This is a genomic window from Streptomyces sp. NPDC037242 (genome assembly GCF_055604165.1).
In genome coordinates this window covers 24,600-39,657 of sequence record NZ_JBVJUY010000036.1, presented here as the reverse complement: position 1 = coordinate 39,657, position 15,058 = coordinate 24,600, and the positions used below count along the sequence as shown (strand labels likewise).

11 protein-coding genes are annotated in these 15,058 nt (G+C 70.2%); 3 read left to right on the top strand and 8 right to left on the bottom strand.

Going from position 1 to position 15,058, the window contains the following annotated elements; translation table 11 throughout:
• Positions 1-57 precede the first annotated feature (57 nt).
• The 5 genes from ACZ7GJ_RS32030 to ACZ7GJ_RS32010 all read right to left on the bottom strand — a co-directional run bounded on the left by ACZ7GJ_RS32030 (position 58) and on the right by ACZ7GJ_RS32010 (position 6,538).
• Complete coding sequence (locus ACZ7GJ_RS32030; protein ID WP_470756576.1) at positions 58-1,245, bottom strand: lipid-transfer protein; 1,188 nt, start codon at positions 1,243-1,245, stop codon at positions 58-60.
• A 15-nt stretch (positions 1,246-1,260) separates the two neighbouring features.
• Entirely contained in the window at positions 1,261-3,411 is a 2,151-nt protein-coding gene (locus ACZ7GJ_RS32025; RefSeq protein ID WP_470756574.1) for an acyl-CoA dehydrogenase, read from the bottom strand.
• A gap of 71 nt (positions 3,412-3,482) precedes the next feature.
• A complete protein-coding gene (locus ACZ7GJ_RS32020) occupies positions 3,483-5,402 on the bottom strand; it encodes a serine/threonine-protein kinase (RefSeq protein ID WP_470756572.1) in 1,920 nt (639 codons plus the stop codon).
• 61 nt (positions 5,403-5,463) lie between these two features.
• Positions 5,464-5,730, bottom strand: coding sequence for a DUF397 domain-containing protein (locus tag ACZ7GJ_RS32015; protein ID WP_470756570.1), 267 nt, complete (start codon positions 5,728-5,730; stop codon positions 5,464-5,466).
• Positions 5,690-6,538, bottom strand: a complete 849-nt coding sequence (locus ACZ7GJ_RS32010; protein ID WP_470756568.1) for a helix-turn-helix domain-containing protein — start codon at positions 6,536-6,538, stop codon at positions 5,690-5,692. Before ACZ7GJ_RS32010 ends, ACZ7GJ_RS32015 begins: the two co-directional genes overlap by 41 nt.
• A gap of 84 nt (positions 6,539-6,622) precedes the next feature.
• Here ACZ7GJ_RS32010 and ACZ7GJ_RS32005 point away from each other — a divergent pair, with 84 nt between their 5' ends.
• The 3 genes from ACZ7GJ_RS32005 (at position 6,623) to ACZ7GJ_RS31995 (ending at position 8,437) form a co-directional block, all read left to right on the top strand.
• Positions 6,623-7,036, top strand: coding sequence for an ATP-binding protein (locus tag ACZ7GJ_RS32005; RefSeq protein ID WP_470756566.1), 414 nt, complete (start codon positions 6,623-6,625; stop codon positions 7,034-7,036).
• Between the two features lie 65 nt (positions 7,037-7,101).
• Complete coding sequence (locus ACZ7GJ_RS32000) at positions 7,102-7,734, top strand: SMI1/KNR4 family protein (RefSeq protein WP_470756564.1); 633 nt, start codon at positions 7,102-7,104, stop codon at positions 7,732-7,734.
• Between the two features lie 61 nt (positions 7,735-7,795).
• Positions 7,796-8,437, top strand: a complete 642-nt coding sequence (locus ACZ7GJ_RS31995; protein WP_470756562.1) for a class I SAM-dependent methyltransferase — start codon at positions 7,796-7,798, stop codon at positions 8,435-8,437.
• A gap of 138 nt (positions 8,438-8,575) precedes the next feature.
• Here ACZ7GJ_RS31995 and ACZ7GJ_RS31990 read toward each other — a convergent pair whose 3' ends face one another.
• The 3 genes from ACZ7GJ_RS31990 to ACZ7GJ_RS31980 all read right to left on the bottom strand — a co-directional run bounded on the left by ACZ7GJ_RS31990 (position 8,576) and on the right by ACZ7GJ_RS31980 (position 14,900).
• Complete coding sequence (locus tag ACZ7GJ_RS31990) at positions 8,576-10,471, bottom strand: FG-GAP-like repeat-containing protein (RefSeq protein WP_470756560.1); 1,896 nt, start codon at positions 10,469-10,471, stop codon at positions 8,576-8,578.
• Between the two features lie 620 nt (positions 10,472-11,091).
• The gene (locus tag ACZ7GJ_RS31985) at positions 11,092-11,310 is read right to left on the bottom strand and encodes a hypothetical protein (protein WP_470756558.1); all 219 of its coding nucleotides are present in this window, start codon (positions 11,308-11,310) and stop codon (positions 11,092-11,094) included.
• Positions 11,310-14,900 (bottom strand): toxin glutamine deamidase domain-containing protein, encoded by a 3,591-nt coding sequence (locus tag ACZ7GJ_RS31980; RefSeq protein WP_470756556.1) that lies wholly within the window; start codon positions 14,898-14,900, stop codon positions 11,310-11,312. The genes ACZ7GJ_RS31985 and ACZ7GJ_RS31980 overlap by 1 nt, the downstream gene beginning before the upstream one ends.
• Positions 14,901-15,058: the final 158 nt, after the last annotated feature.

Below are 15,058 nucleotides of genomic sequence, written 5' to 3'. Positions count from 1 at the left end.
GCAGAGCCCGGGGAACGGCGGAAGGGCGGGTAGGGGACAGCCCCGCAGGGCCCGGCCCTAGCGCCGCAGCAGCGTCACCACGGCCGCGCCGCCCAGGCCGATGTTGTGGGCGAGGCCCACCCGCGCGCCCGAAACCTGGCGGGCCCCGGCCTGCCCGCGCAGCTGCCAGACCAGCTCCGCGGCCTGCGCCAGCCCGGTGGCCCCGAGGGGGTGGCCCTTGGAGATGAGCCCGCCCGAGGGGTTCACCACCCACCGCCCGCCGTACGTGGTCGCGCCCGACTCCACCAGGCTCCCGGCGGAGCCGTCCTCGCACATGCCCAGCGCCTCGTACGTCAGCAGCTCGTTGATCGAGAAGCAGTCGTGCAGCTCGACCACGTCGACGTCCTCGATCCCGAGCCCCGACGCCTCGTACACCTGACGGGCCGCGGCGGCGGTCATCGGCTTGCCCACCACGTCGATGCAGGAGCCGGAGGAGAAGGACGCCTCCGTGTCCGTCGTCATCGACTGCGCGACGATCTCCACCGCCTTGTCGTGCAGCCCGTGTTCCACCACGAACCGCTCCGACACCACCAGCGCGGCCGCCGCGCCGTCCGAGGTCGGCGAGCACTGGAGCTTCGTCAGCGGCTCGTGGATCGACTTCGCCGCCAGGATCTCCTCGACCGTGTACACGTCCTGGAACTGCGCGTTCGGGTTGTTCGCCGAGTGCCGGTGGTTCTTGGCGCCCACCGCCGCCAGCTGCGCGGCCGTGGTCCCGTACCGCTCCATGTGCTCGCGCGCCGCGTTCCCGAAGATCTGCGCGGTCGGCGGCGACATCTCGAAGCCGTGCCCGGCGGCCATGATCCCGTAGTGCCGGGCCACCGGGGAGGTCTTGAAGTCGCCGCCGTCGGCCCCGCCCCCCAGCGCGCCCTTCTTCATCTTCTCGAAGCCGAGCGCGAGCACGCAGTCGTTGATCCCGCCCTCCACGAACTGCCGCGCCATCATCAGCGCCGTCGAGCCCGTCGCGCAGTTGTTGTTCACGTTGTAGACCGGGACCCCGCTCAGCCCCAGCTCGTACGCCGCCCGCTGGCCGGCCGTGGAGGCCTGGAAGCAGTAGCCCACCGGGACCTGTTCGACCAGCCCGTAGTCCACCCCCGCGTCCGCCAGCGCCGCGGACCCGGCCTCCTTGGCCATGTCCCAGTACTGCCAGTCCCTCGACTCCGGCTTCTCGAACTTCGTCATGCCGACGCCCACGATGTACGACTTCATGCCCCTGGTGTCCCTTCAGTCCCTCGGGAGGCCGAGAATCCGCTCGGCGACGACATTGAGCTGGACCTGCGTGGTGCCCCCGGCGATGGTCAGGCAGCGGGACATGAGCATCCCGTGCACCGCCTTCTCCCCCGCCCCCTCGCACACCGCGCCCGCCGGACCCAGCAGTTCGAGCGCGAGCTCGGCGGTCCGCTGCTGGTGCGGGGTCTGGACGAGCTTGCGTACGGACGCACCCGCGCCCGGCTCCAGCCCCGACACCTGCTGGAGGGTGGTGCGCAGCCCGATGCAGGCCAGGGCGTGCGCCTCGGCGGCCAGCGCACCGATCCGCGCCCGGTACGCCCCGTCGAGCTCGGCGCTGCGCGCGATCAGCGCCTCCAGGCCGGTGTCGAAGGTCATCTGGTCGGCCATGTGGACCCGCTCGTTGCCCAGCGTGTTGCGCGCGACCTTCCATCCGTCGTCGGCCGCCCCGACCAGCGCGTCCGCCGGGAGCAGCACGTCGTCGAAGTAGACCTCGTTGAAGAGGGCCTCGCCGGTGATCTCCTTGAGCGGCCGGATGTCGATGCCGGGGCTGTTCCTCATGTCGACGACGAAGTAGCCGAGCCCCTTGTGCTTGGGCGCGTCCGGATCGGTGCGGGCCAGCAGGATCCCGAAGTCGGCGCTGTGCGCGGAACTCGTCCACACCTTCTGCCCGTTGATCCTCCAGGAGCCGTCCCCGGTGCGCTCCGCCCGGGTCCGCAGCGAGGCCAGGTCCGAGCCCGCCCCCGGTTCGGAGAAGAGCTGGCACCAGGTGACGTCCCCGCGCAGGGTCGCCAGCGCGTAGGCGTCGCGCTGCGCCCCGGTGCCGTAGGCGAGCAGCGAGGGCACGACCCAGGTCGCGATCCCGAGGTCGGCGACCTTGACCCCGGCCGCCCGCAGCTCCTGCTGGACGACGAGCTGCTCGACGGGCCCGGCGCCCAGTCCGTACGGCGGCGGCAGGTACGGGGCCGCGTACCCGGTGGGGGCCAGCACCCGGCGGGCGGCGGCCGGGTCGAGGCCGCGCGCGTCCTCGATGGCGCTGCGCGCCTTCGCCCGGTACGCCTCGGCCTGCGCCGGGAGTTCGAGGCGCAGCTCCCGCCGCGCGCCGGCGGCCGCGCACCGCACGGCCCGTACGCGGTGCCCGTCGCCGGAGCCCAGCAGTTGCCGGGCCACGACGGCCCGGCGCAGGTATACGTGGGCGTCGTGCTCCCAGGTGAAGCCGATCCCCCCGAGGATCTGGATGCAGTCCTTGGCGCAGGTGTAGGCGGCGTCGAGCGCGCTCCCGGCGGCCAGGGCGGCGACCAGCGAGCGCACCTCGGCGGGCTCCTCCATCGCCTGCGCGGCGTCCCAGGCCAGCGCCCGCGCCTGTTCGAGGCGTACGAGCATGTCGGCGCACAGGTGTTTGACGCCCTGGAACTGCCCGATGGGCCGCCCGAACTGCTCGCGGACCTTCGCGTACTCGGCGGCGGTGTGCAGCGCCCACGCCGCGGTGCCGCAGGCGTCGGCCGCGAAGAGCGTGCAGGCCAGGTCCCGGACCAGGGCCGCGTCCAGCTGCAGCACCCGGCCGGGCCCGGCGACGACCCCGCGGGCGTGCACTTCGGCGGTGGGCCGCGTGGGGTCGGCGCTCTCGTGGGTACGGATGTCCAGCGCGGCGGCGTCCACCGCGAACCACCGGGTCCCGTGCGCGGCCTCGGCGGCCAGCAGTACGAGGTCTGCCTCGCCGGCGCCGAGCACGGGCGGCGCGGTGCCGTCGAGCAGGTACCCGCCGCCCTCCACGGCCACGGCCGTCAGGCTGCCGGGGCCCAGCGCGACGGCGCCGACCCGGCTGCCGTCGGCCAGCGCGGCGGTGAGCTCGGCCGCTCCCGCCCGGTGCAGCAGCACCGAGGCCAGTGCGCTGCCGAGGAAGGCCCCGGGCAGCGCCGCCCGCCCGGCCTCCTCCACGACGACGGCGAGGTCGAGCAGGGTGCCGCCCTCCAGGTGCGGGGCGAGCAGCCCGGAGGCGGCGAGCCCGTCCCAGTACGCGGGCCGCGCCCCGGCCTGCGGCGGGGTGTCGAGGAGCTTGCGCACCTCCTCGGGCGGCACGGCCCGCGCCACCCAGCCGCGCACCGCCTCGGCCAACTCCCGCTGTTCTTGCGTGATTCCGATGCCCATGCGCGGCAGACTAGAACACGTTCCAATCTGACGGAAGGTCAGATGAACGTGTTCCTCACGTGTTCCCGGGGTCAGGAACGTTCGTAGTAGTACCCCTCGCCGTGGGACGGCCCCACGTTGTGCATGAGCCCGATCGGCTCGCTCTTGGTGAAGAACGAAGGATCGAGCGTCCCGCAGAACTGGCCGGTGGACTTGCTCTTGTCCTGCGCCCCCGCGCTGATGTTCATCCGGGCCCCGACCACCGACACCACCGTGGCCATGTACTCGCAATGGCCCACGTTCTGGTCGGAGATCAGGCGGACGGCCCCGGTGCGGGAGACGGTCACCGTGTCCGGCTGACCGATGTTGAACGACCCCTTGAAGACCCAGGTGCCGACGAAGTACGCGGGGACCGCGTCACCGCCGGACGAACCGCCGCCGCTGGGCGAGCCCCCGCCTCCGGGGGTGGTACCGGCGCTGGTCCCGGTGTTGGTGCCGGTGCCGGCCGTCTGGGAACTTCCGGCGCTCGCGCCCCCGGCGGCGGGACCCGCGCTGGTCTCCTTGCCGGCGCTGCTGCCCGTACCGCTGCCGCCCGGGGTGCCGGAGCCGCCGCCGGGCGTCCCCGCGCCCGCGGCGCCGCCCTGCGCGGCGCCGCCGACCTGGCCGCCCTGTACGCCCTGGGCCGAGGCGTCGGGGCTCTGGGGGGCCTGCGGGCTCTGCGTGCCCGCGCTCGGCGAACCGCTCGCCGCGGAAGGGGAGCCGCCGGCCGCGCCGGGCGTCACGGGGGCGCTGCTCGCGGGGGGCGAGGCCGCCGGGTTCCCGTCGCCGCCGAACGGCTGGATCAGGGCCACCGTGCCGCCGCCGATCGAGATCACGAAGACGGCCGGCACCGCGACGGTCCACGGCCGCTTGCGCCGCTTCCGCTCGCCCTCGGAGGTCTCGCCACCGGCAGCCGGCCCGGGCGTGGGCTCGACCACCGGCCCGGCGGAGCCCGCCTCCGGCCGCAGCCCGATCGTCGCCCGGTCGGTGGGCGCCCCGGCCTCCGGCGCCTCCCGCTCCGGCGGCGCCGCCTCGGCGTCGAGCAGTTGCGCCGCCTGCTGGGCGAGGCGCGCGACGACCTTGGGCGGCAGCCACGCACCGCCGCGCGTGGCGGGACGTACCCGCTCCGGGTCCGCCAGCAGCTCTTCCACGCCGGGCCGGTCGTCGGCGCCCTTGACCAGGCAGCGCCGGATGAACGCACGCAGCGCCTCGTCCCCGACGCCGTCCAGCTCCGGCTCGGCCTCCACGATCTGGAACATCACCGCGTGCTGGTTGCTGGCCCCGGCGCCGAAGGGCAGCTGGCCGGTGGCCGCGTAGGTCAGTACGCAGCCGAGCGTGAACACGTCGCTCTTCACCCCGGCCTTCTGCCCGCGGACCTGCTCGGGCGACATGAACCCGGGCGAGCCGACGACCATGCCGGTGCTGGTGAGCAGCGACTCGACGGAGGTCTCCAGGGCGCGCGAGATGCCGAAGTCGATCACACGGGTGCCCTCGACGGTCAGCATCACGTTCGACGGCTTGAGGTCGCGGTGCACGATCCCGGCCGCGTGGATGTCCTTGAGCGCGTGCAGCAGCCCGTCGGCGAGGGCGTGCACGGACTCCACGGGCAGGGGCCCGTGCCGGCGCACGATCTGCTCCAGCGAGAGCCCGGGCACGTACCCCGTCGCCACCCAGGGCCGTTCGGCCTCGGGGTCCGAGTCGATCACGGGCGCGGTGTACCGCTCGCCGACGCGACGGGCGGCGTCGATCTCGCGGCGGAAGCGGGCCCGGAACTGCGCGTTGGAGACGTGCTCCTCGTGCACCACCTTCACCGCGACGGTACGCCCGCCCTCGGAACGGGCCAGGAACACCCGCCCCATGCCGCCGGCCCCGAGCCGCCCGAGCAGCAGGTACGGCCCTATTCGGCTCGGATCCGTGCCGGTGAGCGGCTTTATGCCACCGTCGACGTTGTCGTCGTCGTCCTGAGTACTCATGCTGCCGGTTCCCCCGTTGGTCCCCTGTGGTCGGTCGAACTCGCCTCAGGGTAAAGGGGGATCAGCGCGCGAAGGCCCTCACGAAGGCGGTGAAGGCACCGGGGCTCACGGCGAAGGCGGGGCCGCCGGGGTTCTTGGAGTCCCGGACGGCGACGAGGCAGGGCTGGGCGGCGACTTCGACACACTCGCCGCCGGTGTCGCCGCTGTGCGAGGACTTCCGCCAGGCGGCTCCGCCCAGGGGGGCGCACTCGATGCAGTCACCGCCGGTGTCACTGCTGTACGAGGACTTACGCCAGCGCGCGCCCGTCAGGTTCTGGATGGTGTCCATAGCGCTCCTCCATTACGCGGGCGATCCGTGCCGCCGAGCCTTCCACGGAGAGGGCAGCGGCCTGCAAATGATCGTAACGGAGCGAACCCTCCCTGAGAGCCTGCGGATTAGCCGTCATATGGCCCTGCACGAAGTCCTCGGTGTAGACGAGGTCGGGGTCGTCATCGAACCGCAAGAGGTTGAACGAGCCCGGCAACCCCGCATGGGCACCCGCCTCGAAGGGCAGAATCTGCACCTTCACCCACTCCCGGTTCTGCAAAGCCAACAAGTGGGACAGTTGGTTCCGCATGACCTCACGGCCGCCGATCTCCTGATGCAGTACGGCCTCACTCATGACGACCCACATCAGTGGCGGGTTCTCGCGGTCCAGGATGCGCTGGCGCTCCATTCGGGCGGCCACCTTCGCGTCTACGTCACCCTCGGTCCGCACTCCCAGCACGGCCCGCGCGTACTCAGGGGTCTGCAACAGGCCGTAAACGAGCTGCGCCTGGTAGGTGGAGATATAGGTGGCCTTCGCCTCCATCTCCGCGTACGCCTGGAACCACACCGGCAGCTGGCTCCTCAGGACCAGCCCCACCAAGCGGGAGAAGAACCCACCGGTCCCCAGGGCTGCGTCAACCCGCTCCGAGAAGTCCCGGGTCGGGACCTTCCTCGCCGTCTCGATCTGACCGATCAGCGAAGCGGTGCAGAAGACGATCCCGCCGAGCTGCCCCTGCTTCAGCCCCGCCTCCTCTCTCAGGCGGCGGAGTTCCGAGCCGTAGTAGTCCAGCGGTGAGGCGCTGGGATCGAGATCGCGGATGTTGACCATGAGGCGGTCACCCCCAAGTTCACGCGGTGCGGCGTTCGTTTCAACCCGTAGCCGAGCGTAACCAGGGCTGCCCACCCTGGTGACATGAATCACGCAACTGACGCCTTCCCGGCGGAGATTGGCGACAGCTACCACATGGGCTTCACCGTCGGTGAGCACTCGGCCCGGCACATGCGGCGCATCCTGCGCATGTTCCTCGCCGAGTGGGACATCGCCGAGCTGACGGACGCCGCCGAGCTCGCGCTGACCGAGCTGGTCGGCAACGTCGTACGGCACGTCCCCGGCCGGGGCTGCGCGGTGCTCATCCTGCGGCGGCCGCAGGGGCTGCGGGTCGAGGTCACGGACGGCTGCCCGCACCCGCCGCGCGTCACCCGCGGCCGCAGGGGTCTCCTCGCGGAGGACGGCCGCGGGATGCTGCTGGTCGAGGCGGTGGCCGACCGCTGGGGCACGGAGCCGCGGGCCACCGGCAAGACGGTCTGGTTCGAGTGCGACGTCTGAGCCCCGGCTGCGGCCGCTGTCAGTACCGGCTGCCACCCTTCTCTCACGCACACGAGGGGGAGCACATGAACACCTGGGACCAAAGCCCACCGGTACGGCGTTCCTGGGCCCGGATCGACGGGTGGATGGCGGCCCACTCCCCCGCCTCGTTCGCCCTGCTCGCACCGCCCGCCGACCCGGCCGAGGTCGAGGCGGTGCAGGCCGCGATGGGGCCGCGCTTCCCGGCGGACCTGGTGGAGTCGCTGGCCTGCCACGACGGGCTCACGAAGTGGGCCAACCTGCTCCCCGACCAGCCGCCGATCCCCGTCTCGCGCATCCTCGACCACTGGCGGATGACGATGGAGATCGTCGGGGACGACCCCGACCTCTGCGAGCCGTTCGAGGAGGGCGGCGAGCCCGCATGGCACCCGCTGTGGATCCCTTGGGCGCACGGCGACGGCGACTCCCAGGTGATCGACATGCGCGAGGGACCACACCAGGGCCGCCTGGGCCACGCCCCGCACGACGACACGGGGCACTTCGACGACGGCTGGCCGTCCCTGGCCGCATACCTCCACGAGGTCGCCGACGCCCTCGACCACGGCGGCAAGGTGGGCTGGCAGGTCCCGTACCTGACCCACGACACCACACTGTGGTGGTCCTTCCCGGGCGAAACCGAACTGAACGGGGACCCCCTGGTCCCGGCACCCCGGGCGTAGCGCGCTACCGGGCGGTAGGGCAGCATGGGCCGCCCACACGCAGCTCAGCAGGAGGAACCACATGGCCAGCCCCAAGCCGGAGACCCTCGCCGCCTTCGAGGCCGCCAAGGGGTTCATGCCCGTGGACGAGGGCCTCGCCCTGTACGAGGCCGCCGCCGAGGCCGCCGCCCTCGGGCTCCCCCTCCTGGAGGTCGGCACGTACTGCGGCCGCTCCACGATCCTGCTGGCCGACGCCGCCCGCGAAGCCGGCGTCCCGGCGATCACCCTCGACCACCACCGCGGCAGCGAGGAGCAGCAGCCCGGCTGGGAGTACCACGACCCGACGGTCGTGGACCCGGAGATCGGCCTGATGGACACCCTGCCCACCTTCCGCCGCACCCTGCACCGGGCCGGCCTGGAGGACCACGTGATCGCGATGGTCGGCCGCTCCCCCCAGGTCGCGGCGGCCTGGGGCGGGCCGCTCGGCCTGGTCTTCATCGACGGCGGCCACACCGACGAACACGCCACCGCCGACTACGAAGGCTGGGCCCCCCACCTGGCGGTGGGCGGCACCCTCGTGATCCACGACGTCTTCCCCAACCCCGCCGACGGCGGCCAGGCCCCGTACCGCATCTACCTCCGCGCCCTGTCCTCAGGCGCCTTCGAAGAGGCCTCGGCCACAAACTCCCTCCGAGTCCTCCGCCGCACGTCAACAGGCATTTAACAGCCGGACGCGCCACCCAAGAAGGGCAGCGCGTCCGTCGTGCAGTCACTCCGACCCCCGGCCTGCGCTGGGGGGAGTGGAGAGCGTTCACTCACGGGCGGCTACGGAACCAAGCATCCCCCGGTTCCATGGCTCCCATTAGGCGCCGCCGGCGACCTTGCCGAGGCCGTTCCAGCCGTTGCCGCCGTCGCCGCCGTTCCAGGAGTAGACGGTGGCGCCGCCGTTGGCGTCGCCGAGGATGTAGTCGGCGTGGGCGTCGGCGTCGAAGTCGGCGAACTGGACCTTGGGGTGGTCGTTGGTCAGGCCGACCGCGATCTGACCCATGGGCTGCCAGCCGCCGCCGACGTCGCCGCCGCGGTTGTTGAAGAGGTCGACGCCTCCGCCGGGCTTGACGATGTAGTAGTCGGCCTTGCCGTCTCCGTCGTTGTCGGCGAACCGGATCCGGGTGCGGTCGGTGGTGGCGCCGGTGGTGACGGTCCCGACACCCTGCCAGCCGCCGCCGACGTCGCCGCCGCGGTTGAGGTAGACATCGACGGCCCCGGTGTCGCTGAGGACGATGTAGTCGGTCTTGCCGTCGCCGTCCCAGTCCGCGAAGCGGACCTTGCTCGCGTCGTTGGTCAGTCCGACGGCGACCTTGCCGATGCCCTGCCAGCCGCCGCCGGTGTCGCCACCGCGGTTGAGGTAGACGTACACGGAGCCGCCCCCGTCGATGACGATGTAGTCAGCCTTTCCGTCACCGTCGAAGTCAGCAAGGCGGGCACGGCTCCGGTCGGTGGTGAGTCCGCCGGCTACCCTCCCGACGGACTGCCAGCCGTTCGCCCCGGCGGGGTCGCCGCCGTGGTTGAGATAGACCTTGACCTCGCCGTTGTCGGCGATGGTGATGTAGTCGGGCCTGCGGTCACCATCGAAGTCGGCCCACCGCACCCGCTCACTGCCACCGGCCTCGTTGGAGGCTGCGGAGCGTCGCGAACGCAGGTCGCTGATCCACTGGCCGAGGTCGTCGAGACGGGTGCTGTACGTGCCGGTCTTCGTCTCGCTGCTGTCGAGGCAGCTGCCCTGCCAGGAGCGGCTGCCGATGGCGACGATGGCTGGCTTGCCGTTTTCGATCCGCACAACCGGTGCGCCAGCGTCGCCCTTGCAGACGGTCGCGTCAGCCGGGGTCTTCGAGCTCAGGTCGAACCCGGTTGCCGCGATCGTGCCGACGGTGAAGGCGGCGGTGTGGACCTGGCTGGGCGCCCACTCGGCCTGGGTGCGTCCGAAACCAGCGACAGTCAGCTCCTGACCGGGGGCGGGGGCGGTGGCGGACACAGCGCCAGGGGTTATGCCGAAGGCGGGCTTGTCGAGGCGGGCCATGACGAGGTCACGGTCGTCCCGCGGCACGAGCTCGACGATGTCAGTGGTGTGGCCGCCCGAGGTGGCCAGGTCGGTCCGGCCGACGGTGACGGTGGTCTTCTCCTTCGGCACCCCGGCCGTGACGGTGTTGCTCGTGGCGGGGTTGTCGGCGAAGCAGCTCTTGGCTGCGAGGACCCAGCGCGGGTCCACCAGCGCAGTGGTGCAGAAGCGCTTGCCGTCGCCGATGGTGAGCTTGCCGGTGAACGCGTAGCTCGGGTCCGCTGGTGACTGGGCCGGTGTGGCCGCCGAGCCGGTGACACGCAGATTTAGAAGGACGGCTTCGACCCGGTCGGCGCTGGCTATGCCGAAGCCCTTACCGGTGTTGGCCGGGAAGTCGATCGTCTTGCGCTCGTCGTTGATGGAGATGTCGGCCTTCACCGACCGCTCGTAGGTCTGGATCCGGTAGGCGCCGGGGATGTTCACCGTCAGGAAGCCGGTGCCGCGCGGGGCGGCGAAGCACATGCGCTCCTCGTCCAGCTTGATGCCTTGTGCCCAGATCTTGATCTGGTAGGGGCCGGAGCAGGAGGTGTAGGTGATGCCACCGTCGCCGCGGATCAGCCTGGCACCGGTCTCGGCGAACACCAAGTCACTGGCCGGGTAAGAGCCGTCCTCGACGATGAATGGGGCGTCGGCGTTCGCCACCGGCTCACCTGCGGCAGAGGCGAGAGGAGTTGCGGCCCCCAGCAGGACAGCAGCAGTCGCGGTGGGCAACCACCAGCGTGTAAGCAAAGCCATGTGATCGCTTTCTGAAGCGCACCCTGGAGACGATCCGAGGGTGCAGTCGAGCGCTTCCAGACATACCGAAAACGCAAACTGGACCCGTCCGCTTCATCGCGGATCGGAAAGATCGCCTGGGGGCCGAAGGAGAGCATAGCGATCGAGCTAAACCCGCACCAGTTTGGGGTGGTGCGGGAAGCAATCGGCTGAGCAGGCATAGGCCGGTCGATCGTTTGCGCGGATCGGCGTTCGGGGAACCTGCAACGGCTCTGTGGCCTCATGGCCGCGAGGCGGAGGCTCTGCTTGTCTGTCGGCGCCAGCCACTCCAGTGTCTGCCACTGAGCTGTGTCGGTGCCGCCGGGGTCGGCACGCTCTTCTCGATCGGCGGCCCTCCGGATCGACGTATAGCACCTGCTGTCCAGAAAGAATACGCCAAGGCCCTGGACGGAGTGGGATCCATCCAGGGCCGGTCGCGGGGCTGACATAATTCAGCGAGGAATTGTGTGTTTCGACGTAAAGAAGGCGCGCCCGCATTTTCGATTATATTAGAGATTCAGATCGAAGACCTCGTCGATGCTGATATGGCGGCATGTTCGGCTTTTCGGATCGACTTCTACGGGCATATTGCCGCCGAGGCTGGCGCCGTTGCCCTGCGAGGGTCGGTAGCTTACGTAATATTTGTCCCCTCGGACTTGGGTCGCGCTGACAGTGAAGGATTGGCCGATGAACTCCTGGGCGAGTGCGCGAGCCTGATTTTCGTCCATCAATTGTCCGTCCTCATGAACATGTACGAATCATATCTGTCAACGTTGCGAGATTGTCCGGATTGGGCGTCGATGAACAGAACCCTACCATTCCTGTTGACCACGTTGAAGAAATGTCCGATGGCTTCAGGGTTCGCATCGGTGGGCTGCCGCTGACCGAAGATTATGCCTCGTGCACCGTGGCCATCTCGATGGATTGATCGAACCAGTCCTGCGAAGGATTCCTGCCTGAACGACCGCCCCATCACCCTTTCGATCGATCTATAGTCCTGCGGAGTGATATTCGGTGCAGCCATGGCGGATCGCCCAGCGAAAATCCCGTCTGTTTCTACAGCGCACACCATGCAGTTCGTCGTGTATCTGTTGGGATTGATGAGGTCCCTAAGCCCGGTGGTGCTGGGCATCCAATACTGAATTCCACCATAAGCCGTGATTGATCCAGACGGTGTTCCCGGTCCGATGTTGAGGCCAGCGCCGCCAAGGTCCGGCTCCTTGAGCTTCTTTCGGAGATTGGTCAGGGCGTCGAGGATCGTTTCGGCCTTCTTGGACCATTTGATGGCCTTGGGGACTGCCGCGACATAGCCGGCAACAGGAATCATGGATGCGCAGGAGAGCGCCGCGTCGACGTACTTACTATTGTCGTCGGTGGCGTAGCCTTCGATCGCATAGAAGGCACAGTTGGCGCCGTCGGCGATTTCGCCGTATCCGGGAACGAGGCCCAGCACGTCGAGTCCGGCATGCCCGAATTCGATGTAGAACTGCCGCTTCTGTTCGGGAGTTGCAGTTACCCACCACACCAAGGCCGATTTGCCCATTTCGAGGCCGACGTCGAAGGCTTCACCGAAGACGTCTCGCAGCTGCGTGTACTTGCCGTATACCTTCTCCCACCAGGCCTGTTCGGCCGCCCTTGCCTGTTCGGCGAGGTACGTGTTGAGGTGCTGCTGGTAGATACTGGCTGCTTCGGCGGAGTTCTTGCCGGCATTGATGGCGGACTGCCGTGCCGCCTCGGCCGCCGAGACGGCGATATCGGCGTGCTCGCGCGCCAGACCGACGTTTGCCTCGGCCCACAGGGCCGCAGCATTGGCGTTGCTTGCTGCATTCTGCGCCTGGCGCTGCGCGTTGCGGGCGGTGGCGGCGTGGCCTGCGGCCTGCGTCGCCCTGAGCTCGGCGTTCCTTGCGGATGAGGTCGCCTGCTCGGCGTAGCGTGTGGCGTCATTGGTGTAGGTCTGTGCCTGCTGCGCATAGGCATCAGCCTCGCTCGACGCGTCTAGGGCGAGAGCGGCGGTCTTCAGGGCCTCGGCCGCTCGCTGCTGGGCGAGGGCTGCGACCTGCGCCGATCCGGCGATGACGTGCTTGATTTGGGCGGCGTGTGTGGCGTTGGCCTGGTCGCGCTGGGCGGCCTTGTGCCGGCCCCGCTCGGCGAAGGCCTGTCGGGCCGGAGCTGGGCTCTCCAACGCGATCTCGGCATACGCCTTGACCTCCGGGCCGCCGTTCTCGGCCAGATAGGCCGCCGTGACCTGATTGTCGCTGTGGCGGGCGGAGTACTGGATGTCGGTGAGGAAATCGAGCAGTGGCTGATAGCCGGTGTCGTTCATGGCGCTCTCGGCGGCCTTCTTGACTGCCGGCCCGCCGGCCTCCCCAATACGGGCGACCTCCACCCGCAGGTCGGAAGCGGCGGCCGTGTACTGGCCGACCTCCAGGAAGGCATGAATCTTTGCTACATCACCGGCCAGCGCCGTCTCGGCGGCGCTGATCACTGCCCTGTACTCGGAGTTCTGCGCCAGGGAGCGGACCTGGTCGCGCTCGTCCTGCTGGAAGGCGGAACGCCACCCGTTGCGGGCGTACTCGACTACTACAGCGTCGTCGGCAGAGGCCAGTGCCCCCTCAGCGGCGACCTTGCTCCAAGTGCCCTGGGTCTGAAGCGCGGCCAGCGCCAGCTTTCGCCCGGTCGCCGCGATCACCTTGGCGTCCGCGGTCGGCTGCTCAGCATCCTGGGACAGGCGGGTGAAGTCGGTGTGCAGCTTGTCGGACTCTGCCCCGTCCTTCTTACGCTCAGCGAGGGTGGCGTTGTAAGCGGCCTTCGCGTCCTTGGCCTGGTTGATGCCGGTCGCCCTGCGAGCAGCCAGCTCCTCAGCTTCGGCCTTCCCAGCGAGGTCGTGAATCTCGTTGGCCTTTGCCACCGCTGCCACAGCGTCCGTGGCGCGCAGTAGGGCCGCGTCCGCGTGTGCCTTCGACTCCAGCGCAGCTTCGTTCGAACCGGCCGCGTGCTGACCGGCCTTCATCGCGGCGTCGGCTGCGTTGCGGGCGTGCTGGGCCGCGGAGCGCGCGGAGTCCCGTGCGTTGCGGGCCTGCCGGGCGGCGTCGGCAGCATGGCCGGCCGCGGCGTTCGCGGCCCGGGTGGCCTCGCCTGCATGCCGACGCGCGGTGGCAGCGGCAGAGCGGGCGTCGTCCGACGAGACACCGGCCGCCTCCGCGTACCCGCTGGCCTCGTCCGCGGCCAGGGCGGTGTCGTCGGCATTGGAGGCTGAGGAAGCGGCGGCGCGGGCAGCGGCAGCCGAGGCGTCACCGGCGATCGCGGCCCGGTCCGCGGCCTTCGCCGCAGACTCCGCCGCGTCGGCCGCCTGCAGAGCCTGCCTGGACAGTTCCTCGTCACGCTTGCCGTTGGCGGCGCTGTGCAACGCCCTGGTGGCAGCAGTAGCGGCTCCCGCCGCCGCGTTCGCGGCAGCGCTCGCCGCCGCAGCGGCAACCTGAGCTGCAGCGTTCGCGGAGCGCGAGGCAGAGATGGCCGCCTGTGCGGCCTGGGCCGCCTTGCGGGTGGACTCCGCCGCACTTCGAGCCGCATCGGCCGCCCGACCGGCATCACTCTTGGCGTCCGCCGCTTCACGGGCCGCCCGCTGTGTCTCCTCCTTGGCCAAGCGGGCCAGCATGATCGCCTTGTCAGCGGACTCCTTCGCGGCCTTACTCTCCCGCTCTGCCGCCTCCCCGGCCTCATTAGCCTGCTGGGCCAGTTCGGTGACCGAGGCGTACTCCTGGTCCTGCGCTCGGGCCACGTACTGGCCGAAGCTCAGGAAGTCGCGGACTTCCTCGATGGTCCCGTTGAGAGCCGCACTCGCGCCAGCTCGTACCTTCGGACCGCCTGCGGTCTCCAGCTGGGCTACTCGTACGCGTGCGTCGGAGTCCCGCTTCGTGTACTGCCCCTCGTTCAGGAACTGCCGCACCGCCTCGATGTCCGAGTTCAATGCGGCCTCCGCAGCCGCGTGCAGCGCGCGGCCGCCTGTCTCGCCGATAGCGGCTGCCTGGACACGCTGGTCGTGGGCCAGGGGTGCCTTCCACCCCTCCTTCAGGAACGTGTCCAGCTGCTCGGGGGTACCCGCGAGCGCCGCTTCAGCTGCCTTTCGGACGGCTGGCCCGGCATCGGCCACGATCTGCAGTGCGGCCTCGCGGTCATCGAGGTTCTCCGCAACCGCCCGGCCCTTGTCGAGGAACGCAACGATGTCGGACTCCGAGCCAGTCATGGCCGCCCCGGCGGCCGACTTCGTTGCGGGACCGCCGGTCTTCCAGAACGCCAGGACCTGACCGCGCTTGCTCACCGCGGGCTCCAGGGCCGCTGTCGGGACCGCAGACACCAGCCCCGACAACAAGGCCAAAGGCAACACCCCGCCTGTCACTTGTCGGACCGGGCGCCACCCCCGATCCCCCAGCCCCCAGCGACTTCTTGCTCGATGCACGAAAGAGTCCCTTCAAATAC